The following is a 13803-nucleotide window of genomic DNA, read 5'->3' on the forward strand; positions in this document are numbered from 1 at the left end:
CGGATCAGGAGAGGTGGCGGAGACGACGGAAGCAGAACCAGGTGAGCAGCGCGGTTATCGCGAGGTAGAGCGCGAGTTCGAGCCACTGCAGCGGCCAGAACCGCGAGCCGGGCTGGTAGGTGAGGCGCTGCTGGTAGCCGTGCTGCCCCAGCTGGGACATGCACGCTTCCATGCTGCCGCGCTCCGGCGGGCCCTGGCCGGGCCGCGGGGCGCAGTTCTGCACGAACGACGGCAGCGGGGAGGCGATGGTGCCCGCCGGGTCCACGGTTTCGTTCGCCAGTACCCACGCTCCGGCCGGGTTGCGCACGCCGATCTCCAGGATCCCCTGGGTGTCGTCGCCGGTGATGTTCGTGATGTCCTCGCCGACGATCGCGACCGTCATCGTCTGCGGCGGGATCAGGTACGGCCGCACGAAGTTCGGCACCAGGAGCAGCACGGCGGCGAGCACGGCGAGCGTGACGGCCATCGCGGCCACCGTCCGCTTCAGCAGCATCCCGACCGCGACACCGAGCGCGAGCGCGAAAGCCGCGTAACCGATCGGGGCGATGCCGCGCGCGCCGAACACGACCGGCGCGATGCGCGAGAGCATCCCGCGGTCGGTCTGCGCGGCCGCGAGCGCGTCGATCGGGCTGGCCCACCACGACACCGCCCAGCCGAGCAGGCCGGCCGCGACCATCGCGACGAGCAGGCCGAAGCCGAGTTTGGTGGTGAGCCACCGCTTGCGCGTGACGGTCTGGTTCCACACGAGGTTGTGCGTACCGCTTTCCAGCTCGCGCGTGATCAGCGGGACGCCCCAGAACACGCCGATCGCCGCCGGCAGCAGGTAGAGCACCAGGATCGTCCCTCCGAAGAGGGCGTCCTGGTCGGAGAAGTTCGTGCGCCCGACCAGCTCCGGGCCGGTGATCGCGAGCACGATGCCGATCACGAGCAGCACGGCGAACACGGACAGCGCGGGGGCGCGGAACTGGCGCCAGGTCAGCCAGGTCATCGCAGGACCTCCAGGGCGGGTCGGGCGGCGGCGGGGTTGCTCATGTACTCGAGGACGAGGTCTTCGAGGCCGATCCGCGCGACCGTCCACACGGGATCGAGGATCGGCGCCTCGGTGCGGACGAGCACGGTGGTCTGCCGGTCGGTGTGCTTCGCGGAGATGACGTGCTGGTCCGCGGGCAGCGTTTCGACGTCCCGCCGCGGCCCGGAGAGCCGGTGGTGCGTGGCCAGCAGGTGCTCGACTTCGCCGATCACCCGCACCTGCGAATCGACGAGCACGATGAGGTGGTCGCAGACCCGTTCCAGGTCGTTGACCAGGTGCGAGGACATCACCACGGACAGCTCGTGCTCGGCGACGGCTTCCATCAGGTCCTGCAGGAACTCCCGCCGCGCCAGCGGATCCAGCGCGGCGACCGGTTCGTCGAGCAGCAGCAGCTCGGGCCGCTTGGCGATGCCGATCGTCAGCGCAAGCTGGGCGCGCTGGCCGCCGGACAGCTTCCCGGCGTGCTGCTTCGGGTCGAGCCCCAGGCGTTCGATGCGCTTTTCGGCGAGCGAGGTGTCCCAGCGCGGGTTGAGGTGCGCGCCGAGCCGCAGGTGCTCTTCGATGCTCAGCCCGACGTAGACCGGCGTGTTCTGGGCGACGTAACCGACTTTCGCCAGCTGGTCCGGTCCGCTGCCGGGCACCCCGCCGCACACCTCGATCGTGCCGGTGGTCGGCTCGAGCATGCCGGACGCGATGTTCAGCAGGGTCGACTTGCCGGCCCCGTTCGGCCCGACCAGCCCGGTCACGTGGCCGGGCTCGATTTCCAGGGTGCAGCCGGACAACGCCCAGGTGCGCTTGTACTTCTTGCCCAGTCCCCGGGCACGCAGGACGCTCACGCTATGTCCTCTCTGGCGGAGTCGCGAAACGTGGACATCAACAGGGCCTCGATGCTCTCTTCGTCGAGACCGGCCTTGCGCGCCTTGCCCAGCCAGCGGCGCAGGTCCTGCCGCAGTGGCCCGAGCACAGCGAACGACGCACCGCCGTTCAGCGTGGCGGTGACGAAGGTGCCGACGCCGGGCCGGGCGGAGACGAGCCCGTCGTGCTCCAGCTCCCGGTAGGCCTTCAGCACGGTGTTCGGGTTGATCGCGAGGGAAGCGACCACGTCCTTGACCTTCGGGAGCTGATCCCCCTCGTCCAGCAGGCCGAGGCGCAGCGCGTGCCGCACCTGCTGGACCAGCTGCTGGTACGGCGACAGGCCGGACCTCGCGTCCAGGTGGAACTCGATCATCGGTTACTCCATTTATCTAGTTGCCTAGTACTATAGACATGCAGCACAAGTCCGCGCCACTGATCTTTTCCGGGGGCCCGGCCAACCTCACCGCCCCCTCACCCGTCTGGGGAGGTGATCGTTTCCGTTCTTCGAAAGGACTTCCTTTGCGTCGTCTCACTGGGGGAGGCTTCGTGCGCGGCTTGGTCGTCGCGCTCGGGGTCGCACTGGCGGTGCCCGCGGTGGCCTCCGCCTCCGTCGACAGCGTTCCCACGCCGCAGCTGAGCTGGACCGATTGCCAGGACGGCTTCCGATGCGCCACGGCGAAGGTGCCGCTGGACTACGACCGCCCGGCCGGTACGAAGATCGACCTCGCGCTCATCAAGGAACCCGCTACCGATCCCGCGCGCAAGATCGGCACGCTGTTCGTCAACTTCGGCGGCCCGGGCGCGTCCGGCCTGCAGCGGCTGCGGGAGCGCGGCAAGTGGCCGTGGCTGTTCTCCGCCGAGCTGCGCGCGCGGTTCGACGTCGTCTCGTGGGACCCGCGCGGGATCGGCGCCAGCACCGCGGTGCGCTGCTTCGACACCCTCGCCGAGCAGGAGTCCTTCTTCGGTTCCTTCCCGGAGATGCCCGGCGACCCGAGCGGCAATTCGGCCTTCTACGCCAAGTCCGAGGAACTGGCGGACCGCTGTGCGGCCAAGGCCGGCCCGGTCCTGGAGCACGTCTCGACGGCGAACACCGCGCGGGACCTGGAAATGCTGCGCCGCGCGGTCGGCGACCCGAAGCTGACCTACCACGGCATTTCCTACGGGACCCAGCTCGGCGCCACCTACGCGAACCTGTTCCCGAACCGGATCCGCGCGATGGTGTTCGACGGCACGATGGACTTCGCCGGCAACGCGACCGGCCACGACGGGGCCGGCAAGACCGTCCCGCTGGACACCCGCCAGGACGTCGCCACCGGGATTTCCCGGACGTTCGAACAGTTCCTGCGCCTGTGCACCGAAGCCGGCCCGAAGTGCGCGTTCTCCTCGGGTGACCCGAAGGCGAAGTGGACGGCGCTGACCGCCCGCGCGAAGCAGGCGCCGATCACCGTCGACGGCGAGACCTGGACGTATTCCGGGATCGTCAACGCGGCCGCCGACCTGTCGGACTCGCGCGGCTGGCCGGACATCGCGGCGCTGCTGCAGCGGCTTTACGAGGCCCCGCAGGCCCAGCAGGCTTCGCAGGCGTTCAAGGCGGGCGAGCCGTACACGTCCAACCGCACCGAAGCGTTCAACGCCATCCAGTGCAGTGACAGCGATGTCCCCACCGACCCGGCGATCTACAGCCGGTACGCCGAATCCGAAGACCGGCGCGTCCCGTACTTCGGCCGGATCGCCGTGCTGGACATGATGAGCTGCGCGTTCTGGCAGGCGAAGGACACCGACCGGTTCACCGGCCCGTGGAACCGCCCGACGTCGGCGGAGATCCTGGTGCTCAACAACCGGTACGACCCCTCGACGCCGCTGGCCGGGGCCCGGGACGGCGCCGCGGAACTGGCGCGCGCCCGGGTGTTCGTGACCGAGGGGTACGGGCACTCGTCGATGTACGTGCCGAGCACGTGCACCGAGCAGGTCAAGCGGGACTACCTGATCTCGGGCGCGTTCCCGGCCGCGGGCAAGACCTGCGCCGTCGACGCGAGCCCGTTCGCGGGCTGAGGCGGGCGGGCCGCGCCGGCGACGGTGCGGCCCGCTGCCACGAACGCGCCGTGCCCGCGGACCTTCTCGGACGCGCCCCGGCGACCGGCGCGGTCAGCACCGGCCACCACGAGTGCGCGCGGCCGCACCTGGAAGTCACCCAGGTGGGTGGTGCGGGGCGGGGTTCACGAGCCCCGCGTCAGTCCTCCGGTGTCTGCAGGCCGATGGTGGGCCAGGTGGACGGCGTGGTCGTCCCGAGCACGTCCCGCCGGCCGCGGCGGCCGGTCAGCGCCTGGCTGCGGTCGGCGACGTTCGACGAGCGGGGGAGCACGAGCGGGCCGACGGGGTCCTCCGGCAGTGCGTTCTCGGTCATGAGGGTTCCTTCCGTGGTCGAGGGCACCGCTTACACGTCCGCCGGTCCCGATCGGTTGAGCCCGGCTTGACACGGGGCCCCGTCGTCTCGCACTATGCGAACAAGTGTTCGATGATTCCCCTGGGTTCGCTCGCGGCTTCCGTTCGCGGGTGTCTCCGGTGCGAGTACGTGGTGCTGGAGGTGCGTGGCGATGGCGGTGCCGGAGGCGCTGGCGGGGATCCCGGGGGTCCGCACGGCGGCGCAACTGGGCGAGCCGGACCCGGCGGGCCGGCTGACGGTCTTGCCCGCACTGGCCGGGCTCCTCCCCGGAGGCGCCCTGCGGCGCGGCACGACGGTGTCGGTCCGCGGCGCGACGTCCCTGGTGCTCGCTTTGGTGGCGGCGGCCACCCGCGACGGCTCCTGGGCGGCGGTCACGGGCCTGCCGGAGCTGGGCCTGGCCGCGGCCGCGGAACTCGGCGTCGACCTGGACCGCATCGCCTTGGTGCCGCACCCCGGGGCCGAGCCGGCGGCGGTGGTGTCGGCGCTGGTGGACGGGTTCGACCTGGTGGTGCTCGGCCGGTCGCTGGCCGGGAGCGTCCCGCCTCAGCTGGCGCGTCGCCTGGCCGGCCGGGTCCGCAACCGGGGCTCGGTGCTGCTGGCGGCGGGGTCCTGGCCGGGCGCGGATCTGGAGCTGACGGTTTCGGACCGCCGGTGGCACGGCTTGAGCGCGGACGGCCACGGGCACTTGAGGTCTCGTTCGCTGGTGGCGACCAGCCGGGGCCGGGGATCGGCGGGCCGGCCCCGGTCGTTGCCGCTGCAGCTGCCGGGCCCGGCGGGCGCGTTGGCGACGGCGACGCGCGCGGAGGCCCCGGTTTTCCCTGCGCGCGTGGGGTGAGAGCACGTGCGATGGCGGGCGTGGTGCCCTGGCCCGGTGTCGGCTCGGCGACCGGCCGGGTGGCTGGGTGATCTGGTCGGCCGAGACCGCGGGGCAGACCGGCCGAGGGGTGGTCGGCTGGTCGGCTTGGCGTGGGCTGCGGGAGGTGTTCGTGGCGTGGGCTGTGGTCGGTCGAGGGGTGGTCGGCTGGTCGGCTTGGCGTGGGCTGCGGGAGGTGTTCGTGGCGTGGGCTGTGGTCGGTCGAGGGGCGGTCGGCCGGGTGGCCTGGCGCGGGCTGCCGGAGGCGCTCATGGCGTGGGCCGTGGTCGGTCGAAGGGTGATCGGCTGGTCGGCTTGGTGCAGGTTGCCGGCTGTGTCCATGGCGTGGGCCGTGGTCTGTCGAATAGTGGTCGGCGGGGCAGCCTGGCGCGGGTCGCCGGCTGTGATCGCGCCAGGCCGGGCCGGTCCCGGCGGCTTGCGAGCCACTCGGTCACCGCGCGGCCGTCGAAGTCCGAGCACCTCGCCGAAGGCGTCCGGTGAGCGATGCGCCGCGGCTGCTGGTGCTGTGGTGCCCGGACTGGCCGGTCGTCGCCGCGGGGGCCGCCGCCGGCACGCCGCCCACCGCTCCCGCCGCCGTTTTCTCCGCCAACCGCGTCGTCGCCTGCTCCGCCTCCGCGCGGGCCGGCGGGGTCGGGCGCGGGATGCGCCGGCGGGATGCCCAGTCCCGCTGTCCCGGCCTGGTCGTCCACCAGCACGACCCGGACCGCGACGCGCGGCTCTTCGAATCCGTCGCCGCCGCCGTCGAAAGCCAGGCGGTCGGGGTCGAGGTCGTCCGGCCCGGGCTGGTGGCCGTGCCGGTCACCGGGGCCGCCGGGTACTTCGGTGGGGAGGCCGCGCTCGCCGAGCTGCTCATCGACGAAGTCGCCGCCCGGGCCGGGGTCGAGTGCCAGGTCGGGATCGCCGACGGGCTCTTCGCCGCGACCCTCGCCGCCCGGCGGTCCGCGCTCGTGCCGTCCGGGCGCGCCGCCGGGTTCCTCGCGCCGCTGGCGATCACCGAACTGGACCAGCCGGGTGACGACCGCGGTGAGCTGGTCGCGTTGCTGCAGCGGCTCGGGCTGCGCACCCTGGGCGCGTTCGCCGCGCTCGCCGAGCGGGACGTCGCCGGCCGGTTCCCGAAGGACGCCATCACCGCCCACCGCCTCGCGCGCGGCCTTTCCGAACGCCCGCCGCTGCGCCGTGCCCTGCCGCCGGACCTGTCGGTCACCGAAACCTTCGAGCACCCGCTGGCCCGGATCGACGAAGCCGCGTTCGTCGCGAAGACGCTCGGCGAACGCTTCTTCGCCGGCCTCGCCCGCCACGGCCTCGCCTGCACCCGGCTGGCCGTCGTCGCGGTCACCGAAGCCGGCGAGGAACGCGTCCGCGTCTGGCGCTGCGCCGAACCGCTGACCGCCCGCGCGACGGCCGACCGCGTCCGCTGGCAGTGCGAGGGCTGGCTCAACGCCCGCGACCGGCCCACCGCCGGCATCGTCCGGCTGCGCCTCGACCCCGAAGAAGTGGTCGGCGGCCAAGCGCTGCAGTTGCAGTTCGGGTCGCTGGGCCGCGACGCCGACGCCGCCGAGCGCGCCGCCCGCGCCCTGGTCCGCATCCAGGGCCTGCTGGGCCCGGACGCGGTCGTCACCCCGCTCCTCGACGGCGGCCGCGGCCCGGCCGAGCGCGTCCGGCTCGTCCCGTGGGGCGAGCCCCGCACCCCGGCCACGGCCGACCAGCCCTGGCCGGGCCGCCTCCCGGCCCCCTCCCCGACGGTGGTGGCCGCCCGCCGCATCCCGGCCACGGTCCTGGACGCGGCGGGCAACGAGGTCCGCTGCACCCCCCGCGGCGAGCTGAGCCGCCCACCCGCGACGGTCACCACCGAGGACGCCCCGCCCCGGCCCGTCCTCGGCTCGGCGGGCCCCTGGATCGTCCACCACCGCGGCGACCGGCTCGCCCGCGTCCAGGTGGTCCTGGACACCGACGAAGGCGACGTCGCACTCCTGCTCAAGGCCACGATCGGTGATGATCCACAATGGACGGTCGAAGGCTGCTACGACTAGTGCTCGCGGTGGCGGTCCTGTGACGACCACGACTCCGCCACGGTCCACAGTTGACACCGCCCGCTCCCCGGCTCAGGATCGAAGCCAGCAGTCGTACGTGTGTTCGATCGGTATTCGCTGGCTTCCCCTCAGTGAACTTTCCCTGCGGGAGCTGGCTTTGGCGTTCAACAACCCGAGCGTGCCGTGGTCCGAAGTGGAGCGGGTCGCCTCCGGGCGGGCGCCCGTGCCCGGGGACGGCAGTGATGCCCCGGCGTGGTCGCGCAAGCGCGAAGGGTATGGCGGGGCGCCCGACGATCTGCGGGCGCGGAGGCGGCGGGACGACGGTGGGGACCGGATCCGGGCGCCCTACGCCGAGCTGCACGTCCACTCCAACTTCAGCTTTCTCGACGGCGCCAGTCATCCCGAGACCCTCGTCGAAGAAGCCGCGCGGCTGGAGCTCGACGCGCTCGTGCTCACCGATCACGACGGTGTGTACGGCGCCGTCCGGTTCAGCGACGCCGCCCGGGAGCTCGGGGTGCGCGTCGGGTTCGGGGCCGAGCTCTCGCTCGACCTGCCCGCGCCGCAGGCCGGTGAACCGGATCCGAAGGGGTCGCACCTGCTGGTGATCGCCCGGCAGCAGGACGGGTACCACCGGCTGTGCCGCGTCATCTCGCGCGCCCAGCTCGCCGGCGGGGCGAAGGGGCGGCCGGTGTACGACGTCGAGGAGCTGGTCGACGAGCTGGCCGGGCACGTCGTCGTGCTGACCGGGTGCCGGAAGGGCGCGGTCCGCCAAGCGCTCGCCCGCACCGGGCCCGCCGCCGCGCACGCCGAGCTCGCGCGGCTCGTCGACCGGTTCGGGCGGCAGCACGTCGCCGTCGAGCTGATCGACCACCGGCTGCCGCTCGACGACGCGGCCAACGACCTGCTCGCCGAAATGGCCCGCGACCTGCGGCTGCCGACCGTCGTCTCGAACAACGCGCACTACGCCCGGCCGGAGGACGCCGTCGTGGCGGACATGGTCGCCGCGGTCCGGGCGCGCCGGTCGGCCGAGGACCTCGAGGGGTGGCGGCCGCCGTCGGGGCAGGCGTTCCTGCGGTCGGGCATGGAGCAGCGGCGCCGGTTCGAGCGCCGCTACCCCGGCGCCGTCGGCCGCGCCGCCGTGCTCGGCGTCGAAGTGGCGTTCGACCTGCGGCTGGTCGCCCCGGACCTGCCGCCGTTCCCGGTGCCGCCCGGGCACGACGAGATGTCGTACCTGCGCGAGCTGACCCGGGCGGGCGCGGCGGACCGCTACGGCCCGCGCGAGGCGAACCCCCAGGCCTACGCCCAGCTCGACCACGAACTCGCCGTCATCGAAGCCCTCGGCTTCCCCGGCTACTTCCTCGTCGTCTGGGACATCGTCCGCTTCTGCAAGGAGGCGAACATCCTGTGCCAGGGCCGCGGCTCGGCCGCGAACTCCGCGGTCTGCTACGCCCTCGGGATCTGCCACGCGGACCCGGTGAAGTGGAACCTGCTGTTCGAGCGGTTCCTGGCCCCGGAGCGGGACGGGCCGCCGGACATCGACATCGACATCGAGTCCGACCGGCGCGAGGAAGCCATCCAGTACGTCTACGCCAAGCACGGCCGCTTCCACGCCGCGCAGGTCGCCAACGTCATCACCTACCGGGCGCCTTCGGCGATCCGCGACGCCGCCAAGGCGCTCGGGCACAGTCCCGGGCAGCAGGACGCCTTCGGCAAGCTCGTTGACCGCTGGGGCGGCGTCACGGCCACGAAACAGCAGTCCTCCGGCGAGATCCCCGATGATGTGCTCGACCTCGCTGCCCGGATCGAGGACTTCCCGCGCCACCTCGGCATCCACTCCGGCGGCATGGTGATCTCCAAGCAGCCGGTGTCCGAAGTGGTCCCGGTCGAGTGGGCGACGATGGCCGATCGCAGCGTCCTGCAGTGGGACAAGGACGACTGCGCCGCCGTCGGGCTGGTCAAGTTCGACCTGCTCGGCCTCGGCATGCTTTCCGCGCTGCACTACGCGATCGACCTCATCGCCGAACACCACGAGTCCACTGTGGACCTCGGCCGGCTCGACCTGGCCGACCCGGCCGTCTACGACATGCTCTGCGAGGCCGACGCGATCGGCGTCTTCCAGGTCGAATCCCGCGCCCAGCTGGCCACCCTGCCGCGGTTGCGGCCGCGGGAGTTCTACGACCTCGTCGTCGAAGTCGCGCTGATCCGGCCCGGCCCGATCCAGGGTGGTTCGGTGCATCCCTACATCCGGCGCCGTCGCGGCGAGGAGCAGTGGCAGCACGCGCACCCGTTGCTGGCGTCCAGTTTGGACCGCACGCTCGGCGTTCCCCTGTTCCAGGAACAGGTGATGCAGATGGCCGTCGACGTCGCGAGCTTCACCCCCGCCGAAGCCGACCAGCTGCGCCGCGCCATGGGCGCCAAGCGGTCGAGCGCGAAGATGAAGGCGCTGATGGCGCGGTTCTTCGCCGGCTGCGAAGCCAACGGGATCGGCCGCGAGCTCGCCACCCGGATCTTCGAGCAGATCCACGCCTTTTCCGGGTACGGCTTCCCCGAAGCGCACTCGATGTCGTTCGCGCTGCTGGTGTACGCGAGCGCGTGGGTCAAGCGTTACTACCCGGCCGCGTTCTGCGCCGGGCTGCTGCGCGCCCAGCCGATGGGGTTCTACTCCCCACAGTCGCTGGTCGCCGACGCCCGGCGGCACGGCGTCCACGTCCGCGAACCGGACGTCAACGCCAGTCTCGCCCACGCCACCCTCGAACCCGATCCCGGCAGCACCGGCGGCGTCGCGCTGCGCCTCGGCCTCGCCGGCGTCCGCCACCTCGGCGGCGACGTCGCAGAGCAGATCGTCGCCGAACGCGAGGCCAACGGGCCGTACGGCGGCGTCGGCGACCTCACCCGCCGCGTCCGGCTGAAGAAGAACGCCGTCGAAGCCCTCGCGACCGCGGGCGCGTTCGGCGGCGACCGGCGGCAGGACCTGTGGGCGGCCGGCGCGGCGGCGGCCGCCCGGCCGGGTCACCTGCCCGGCCTCGCGCCGGGGCTCGACGCGCCCGCGCTGCCGGGCATGACGCGGCTCGAGATCACCGCCGCCGACCTCTGGGCCACCGGCGTTTCCCCGGACAGCCACCCGGTGGAGTACCTGCGCGAACTGCTCGACGCGCGCGGGGCGATCACCACCGCCGAGCTCACGCGCGTGCGGGACGGCACGCGCGTGTGGGTCGGCGGCGCGGTCACCCACCGGCAGCGCCCGGCGACCGCGGGCGGGATCACGTTCCTCAACCTCGAAGACGAGACCGGCATGGCCAACGTCCTCGTCTCGCCCGGCCTGTGGCGACGGCAGCGGCTGGTCGCCCGCACCAGCGCCGCGCTGCTGGTCCGCGGCCGGGCCCAGGCGGCCGAAGGGGTGGTCACCCTCGTCGCCGACCGGCTCGAACGCATCGATCTTTCGATGCGCGCGGGGCCGTCCCGGGACTTTCGTTGACTTGCGGGCCGCGCGGTGGTTCTCTCTCTCTCTGAGAGCGCTCTCAGCCATCCGTTCGTGCCCGACGAGAGGATGGACTTCCCATGACAGCACGACGTCTGCGCTGGGCAGCGTGGCCGGTGATCGCCGTGCTCGCCGCGGCGGTGCCCGCCGCCGAAGCCGCCGAACCGCCCGGAGCGACGGTCACCGTCGACGTCCGCGCGGGGCTGGCCACCGTGCCGGACACCGGGATCGGCGTCAACCACGCGGTGTGGGACAGCCAGCTGGGGACCGACGCCGTGGCGGACCTGCTCGGCGGCGCCGGCGTGCGGATGCTGCGGTACCCCGGCGGGTCCTACGGCGACATCTACCACTGGAAGGACAACACCGCGCCGGGCGGCTACGTCGCTCCCGACACCGATTTCGACACGTTCATGGGCGGTGTCCGGCGGACCGGGGCCCAGCCGATCGTCATCGCGAACTACGGCACCGGCTCGCCGCAGGAGGCGGCGGACTGGGTGCGGTACGCCAACGTCGAGAAGGGCTACGGCGTCAAGTACTGGGAAATCGGCAACGAGAACTACGGCAACGGCCACTACGGGGCCGACTGGGAAGCCGACGACCACGCCGACAAGAGCCCGGCCGCGTACGCCAACGAAGTCGTGGCGTACGCCGACGCGATGAAGGCCGCCGACCCGGCGGTGAAGATCGGCGCGGTGCTGACCACCCCGGCGAACTGGCCGGACGGCATCGTCGGCGAGGGCGACACGGCGACGTGGAACCAGACGGTGCTGTCGATCGCCGGCCCGCACGTCGACTACGTCATCCTGCACTGGTACCCCGGCGGCTCGACGGCCGCCGAGGCGCTCACGAAGACCGAGCAGGTGGGCGACATGATCTACCTGGCCCGCGAGCAGATCGCGCGGTACGCGGGCCGCCCGCTGGGCATCGCGATGACCGAGACGAACACGCCGGTGGGCATGAACACCCAGCCCGGCGCGCTGTTCGCCGCCGACGCCTACAGCGCACTGCTCGCCAACGGCGTGTTCACAGTGGACTGGTGGAACACGCACAACGGCGCGACGAAGGTGTCCACTGTGGCCGGTTATCCGGACTACGCCGACTTCGGCCTGCTGTCGAGTGCGACCTGTCTCGCGGACGGCTGCGAGCCGGCCTTCAACACCCCGTTCGCGCCCTACTACGGGTTGAAGCTGCTGAGCGGGTTCGCACGTCCCGGCGACCAGTTCGTCCGGGCGGGTGCGGACGACCCGCTCGTCAGCGCGCACGCCGTCCGCCGCCCGAACGGTGACCTGGCGGTGCTGCTGATCAACAAGGACCCGGACGCGTCGCGCGCGGTGACGCTCGACTACACGGGTTACACCCCGGCCGCGGCCACGCCCCAGGTGTCGACCTTCGCCAACGGCGCGACGTCGATCACCACCGGCGCTTCGGGTTCGGCCGGCGCGCAGACGCTGCCGCCGTACTCGCTGACGACCGTGGTCCTGCACCCGGTTTCCCCCTCGGCCGGCCCGGGCGCGCCCGGGCAGCCGACCGGCACGACGACCGACCGCACGGCGACGGTCGCGTGGCCCGCGGCGGCGCCGGCCGGGCACCCGATCGCGAAGTACGAGGTGTACGCGGACGGTCAGCTGTGGGGCGAGACGGCCGGGACGACGTTCACGGCCCGGAACCTGGTGCCGGGCAGCCGGTACGCGGTGAACGTGCTGGCTCGTGACACGGCGGGGAACGTGTCGTGGGCGTCGCCGCCGTTGACGCTGACGACCGGCGCCCCTGCCGCGAGCAGCTGCACGGTCCGGCTGACGGACGTGACGGACTGGGCGAGCGGCTTCGTGGGCGGCATCCACGTCGTTTCGCCCGCGGTGACGGGGGATTGGACGCTGACGTTCTCGTGGCCGACCGCGCGCCAGCGGGTGACGAGCGGCTGGAACGGAACGTGGACGCAGACGGGAAGCACGGTGACGGTGACGTCGACGGCGTCCGTGGCGTCGGGCGCCGACGTGGGATTCGTGGCGGACTACGGCGGGCCGAACATCCTGCCGGCGGCGTTCACGCTCAACGGAACCCTCTGCTCGGTGGCGTGAGCCGGCTGCGGTCAGTCCGCGTTCGCCAGGTGGGCGAGGGCTGACCGCAGCACCCGCCGCGTTTCCGCGTCCAACCCCTCGAGCAGCTCGTTCTCCACCACCCGGATCGCGTCGCGCACCGCCGCGTGGCGGCGGGTTCCGAGAGGGGTCAGGCGGACCACGCGGGCGCGGCGGTCCGCCGGGTCGGGGTCGCGGCTGACCAGGCCCTCCGTCACCAGGCCGTCCAGCAGCGCGATCAGGCGGGTCTTGTCGTAGCGGATCTGCTGCGCCAGGACCAGCTGGCTCGGCGCCGAGCCGCGGGCCAGTGCCGACAGCACCACGTACTGCCACATCGAGAGCCCGTGCTCGGTCAGCACGGGCTGCTCGGCTTCGGCCAGGCGGCGGCCCGCCCACGCGCAGAGTGCTCCGAGATCCTCGTCCACCCGCCGGATTTTACGCGTGGACAAATGATACGCAGCTGCGTACGGTTAACCCCATGACAGCATTCCGTCCGGGGCGCGCCGAGACGCGCACGACGTCCATCGCCGCTTCGCCCGAACGAGTCCTCGGCTACCTGGCCGACGCGCGCAACCTGCCCGACTGGGCACCGGGGTTCGCGCCCGCCGTCGAGCACGACCACGACGACGTCTGGCGCATCCCGGACGACGCCGGCCCGCGGCTCGTCGCGGTCAAAACCGCGCCGGAGCACGGCGTCGTCGACTTCGTCAGCGCGGCGGCGCCGAACCTCGGCCTCTTCACCCGCGTCGTCCCCAACCTGACCGGCGCCGAGCTGATCTTCAGCCTGTTCTTCCCCGAGGGCACCGACCCCGCCGCGGTCGACGCGCAGATGGCGGTCGTCGACGACGAGCTGCGGACCGTCAGAGAGCGCGTCGAACGCTAGGGCACCCGGCGGAACCCGGGCGGCGGCCGCAGCTCGGTGACCTCGCCGGTGGCGTCCGCCGCGACGTCCGGCGTGCCGCCGCCAGGGAAGTCCCCGCACCCGCAGCGCCCCGACCGGGCTCGTGGGGTTCACCCA

Annotated in this window: 11 protein-coding genes; 6 read left to right on the forward strand and 5 right to left on the reverse strand. The window is 72.8% G+C overall.

What is annotated here, in order from left to right; all coding sequences use genetic code 11:
- Nucleotides 1–4 precede the first annotated feature (4 nt).
- Genes ACLJQM_RS13305 through ACLJQM_RS13315 form a run of 3 tightly spaced genes read right to left on the reverse strand, consistent with a single transcriptional unit; the run spans nucleotide 5 to nucleotide 2258 of the window.
- The gene (locus ACLJQM_RS13305; protein ID WP_410631438.1) at nucleotides 5–988 is read right to left on the reverse strand and encodes a transporter; all 984 of its coding nucleotides are present in this window, start codon (nucleotides 986–988) and stop codon (nucleotides 5–7) included.
- Nucleotides 985–1866 (reverse strand): ABC transporter ATP-binding protein, encoded by an 882-nt coding sequence (locus ACLJQM_RS13310; protein WP_247019706.1) that lies wholly within the window; start codon nucleotides 1864–1866, stop codon nucleotides 985–987. Before ACLJQM_RS13310 ends, ACLJQM_RS13305 begins: the two co-directional genes overlap by 4 nt.
- Nucleotides 1863–2258, reverse strand: a complete 396-nt coding sequence (locus tag ACLJQM_RS13315) for a GntR family transcriptional regulator (protein WP_160697495.1) — start codon at nucleotides 2256–2258, stop codon at nucleotides 1863–1865. Before ACLJQM_RS13315 ends, ACLJQM_RS13310 begins: the two co-directional genes overlap by 4 nt.
- A gap of 173 nt (nucleotides 2259–2431) precedes the next feature.
- Here ACLJQM_RS13315 and ACLJQM_RS13320 point away from each other — a divergent pair, with 173 nt between their 5' ends.
- Nucleotides 2432–3937, forward strand: a complete 1506-nt coding sequence (locus tag ACLJQM_RS13320; protein ID WP_410631439.1) for an alpha/beta fold hydrolase — start codon at nucleotides 2432–2434, stop codon at nucleotides 3935–3937.
- A 178-nt stretch (nucleotides 3938–4115) separates the two neighbouring features.
- Here ACLJQM_RS13320 and ACLJQM_RS13325 read toward each other — a convergent pair whose 3' ends face one another.
- On the reverse strand, nucleotides 4116–4289 hold the full coding sequence (locus tag ACLJQM_RS13325; protein ID WP_247019710.1) for a hypothetical protein: 174 nt from the start codon (nucleotides 4287–4289) through the stop codon (nucleotides 4116–4118).
- Nucleotides 4290–4479: 190 nt separating this feature from the next.
- Between ACLJQM_RS13325 and ACLJQM_RS13330 the strand changes: the two genes are divergently transcribed.
- From ACLJQM_RS13330 to ACLJQM_RS13345, 4 genes are all read left to right on the forward strand, one after another.
- A complete protein-coding gene (locus tag ACLJQM_RS13330) occupies nucleotides 4480–5163 on the forward strand; it encodes a hypothetical protein (RefSeq protein ID WP_360773736.1) in 684 nt (227 codons plus the stop codon).
- A gap of 515 nt (nucleotides 5164–5678) precedes the next feature.
- Nucleotides 5679–7232, forward strand: a complete 1554-nt coding sequence (locus ACLJQM_RS13335) for a DNA polymerase Y family protein (RefSeq protein WP_410631440.1) — start codon at nucleotides 5679–5681, stop codon at nucleotides 7230–7232.
- A 157-nt stretch (nucleotides 7233–7389) separates the two neighbouring features.
- Entirely contained in the window at nucleotides 7390–10707 is a 3318-nt protein-coding gene (locus tag ACLJQM_RS13340) for an error-prone DNA polymerase (RefSeq protein WP_410631441.1), read from the forward strand.
- Nucleotides 10708–10790: 83 nt separating this feature from the next.
- Complete coding sequence (locus tag ACLJQM_RS13345) at nucleotides 10791–12788, forward strand: cellulose binding domain-containing protein (RefSeq protein WP_410631442.1); 1998 nt, start codon at nucleotides 10791–10793, stop codon at nucleotides 12786–12788.
- A gap of 11 nt (nucleotides 12789–12799) precedes the next feature.
- Here ACLJQM_RS13345 and ACLJQM_RS13350 read toward each other — a convergent pair whose 3' ends face one another.
- Nucleotides 12800–13210, reverse strand: a complete 411-nt coding sequence (locus ACLJQM_RS13350) for a MarR family winged helix-turn-helix transcriptional regulator (protein WP_360773751.1) — start codon at nucleotides 13208–13210, stop codon at nucleotides 12800–12802.
- A 53-nt stretch (nucleotides 13211–13263) separates the two neighbouring features.
- Between ACLJQM_RS13350 and ACLJQM_RS13355 the strand changes: the two genes are divergently transcribed.
- Entirely contained in the window at nucleotides 13264–13668 is a 405-nt protein-coding gene (locus ACLJQM_RS13355; protein ID WP_410631443.1) for a hypothetical protein, read from the forward strand.
- Nucleotides 13669–13803 lie beyond the last annotated feature (135 nt).

Origin of the sequence: Amycolatopsis sp. cmx-4-83, assembly GCF_046548815.1 — a bacterium.
Taxonomy (GTDB): Bacteria; Actinomycetota; Actinomycetes; order Mycobacteriales; family Pseudonocardiaceae; genus Amycolatopsis; species Amycolatopsis pretoriensis_A.

What these genes read in the sequence shown, in the direction of transcription:
- ACLJQM_RS13355 (WP_410631443.1), top strand. Translation starts at nt 13,264, where the DNA reads ATGACAGCATTCCGTCCGGGGCGCGCCGAGACGCGCACGACGTCCATC.
- ACLJQM_RS13330 (WP_360773736.1), top strand. Translation starts at nt 4,480, where the DNA reads ATGGCGGTGCCGGAGGCGCTGGCGGGGATCCCGGGGGTCCGCACGGCG.
- ACLJQM_RS13345 (WP_410631442.1), top strand. Translation starts at nt 10,791, where the DNA reads ATGACAGCACGACGTCTGCGCTGGGCAGCGTGGCCGGTGATCGCCGTG.
- ACLJQM_RS13315 (WP_160697495.1), bottom strand. Translation starts at nt 2,258, where the DNA reads ATGATCGAGTTCCACCTGGACGCGAGGTCCGGCCTGTCGCCGTACCAG.
- ACLJQM_RS13305 (WP_410631438.1), bottom strand. Translation starts at nt 988, where the DNA reads ATGACCTGGCTGACCTGGCGCCAGTTCCGCGCCCCCGCGCTGTCCGTG.
- ACLJQM_RS13325 (WP_247019710.1), bottom strand. Translation starts at nt 4,289, where the DNA reads ATGACCGAGAACGCACTGCCGGAGGACCCCGTCGGCCCGCTCGTGCTC.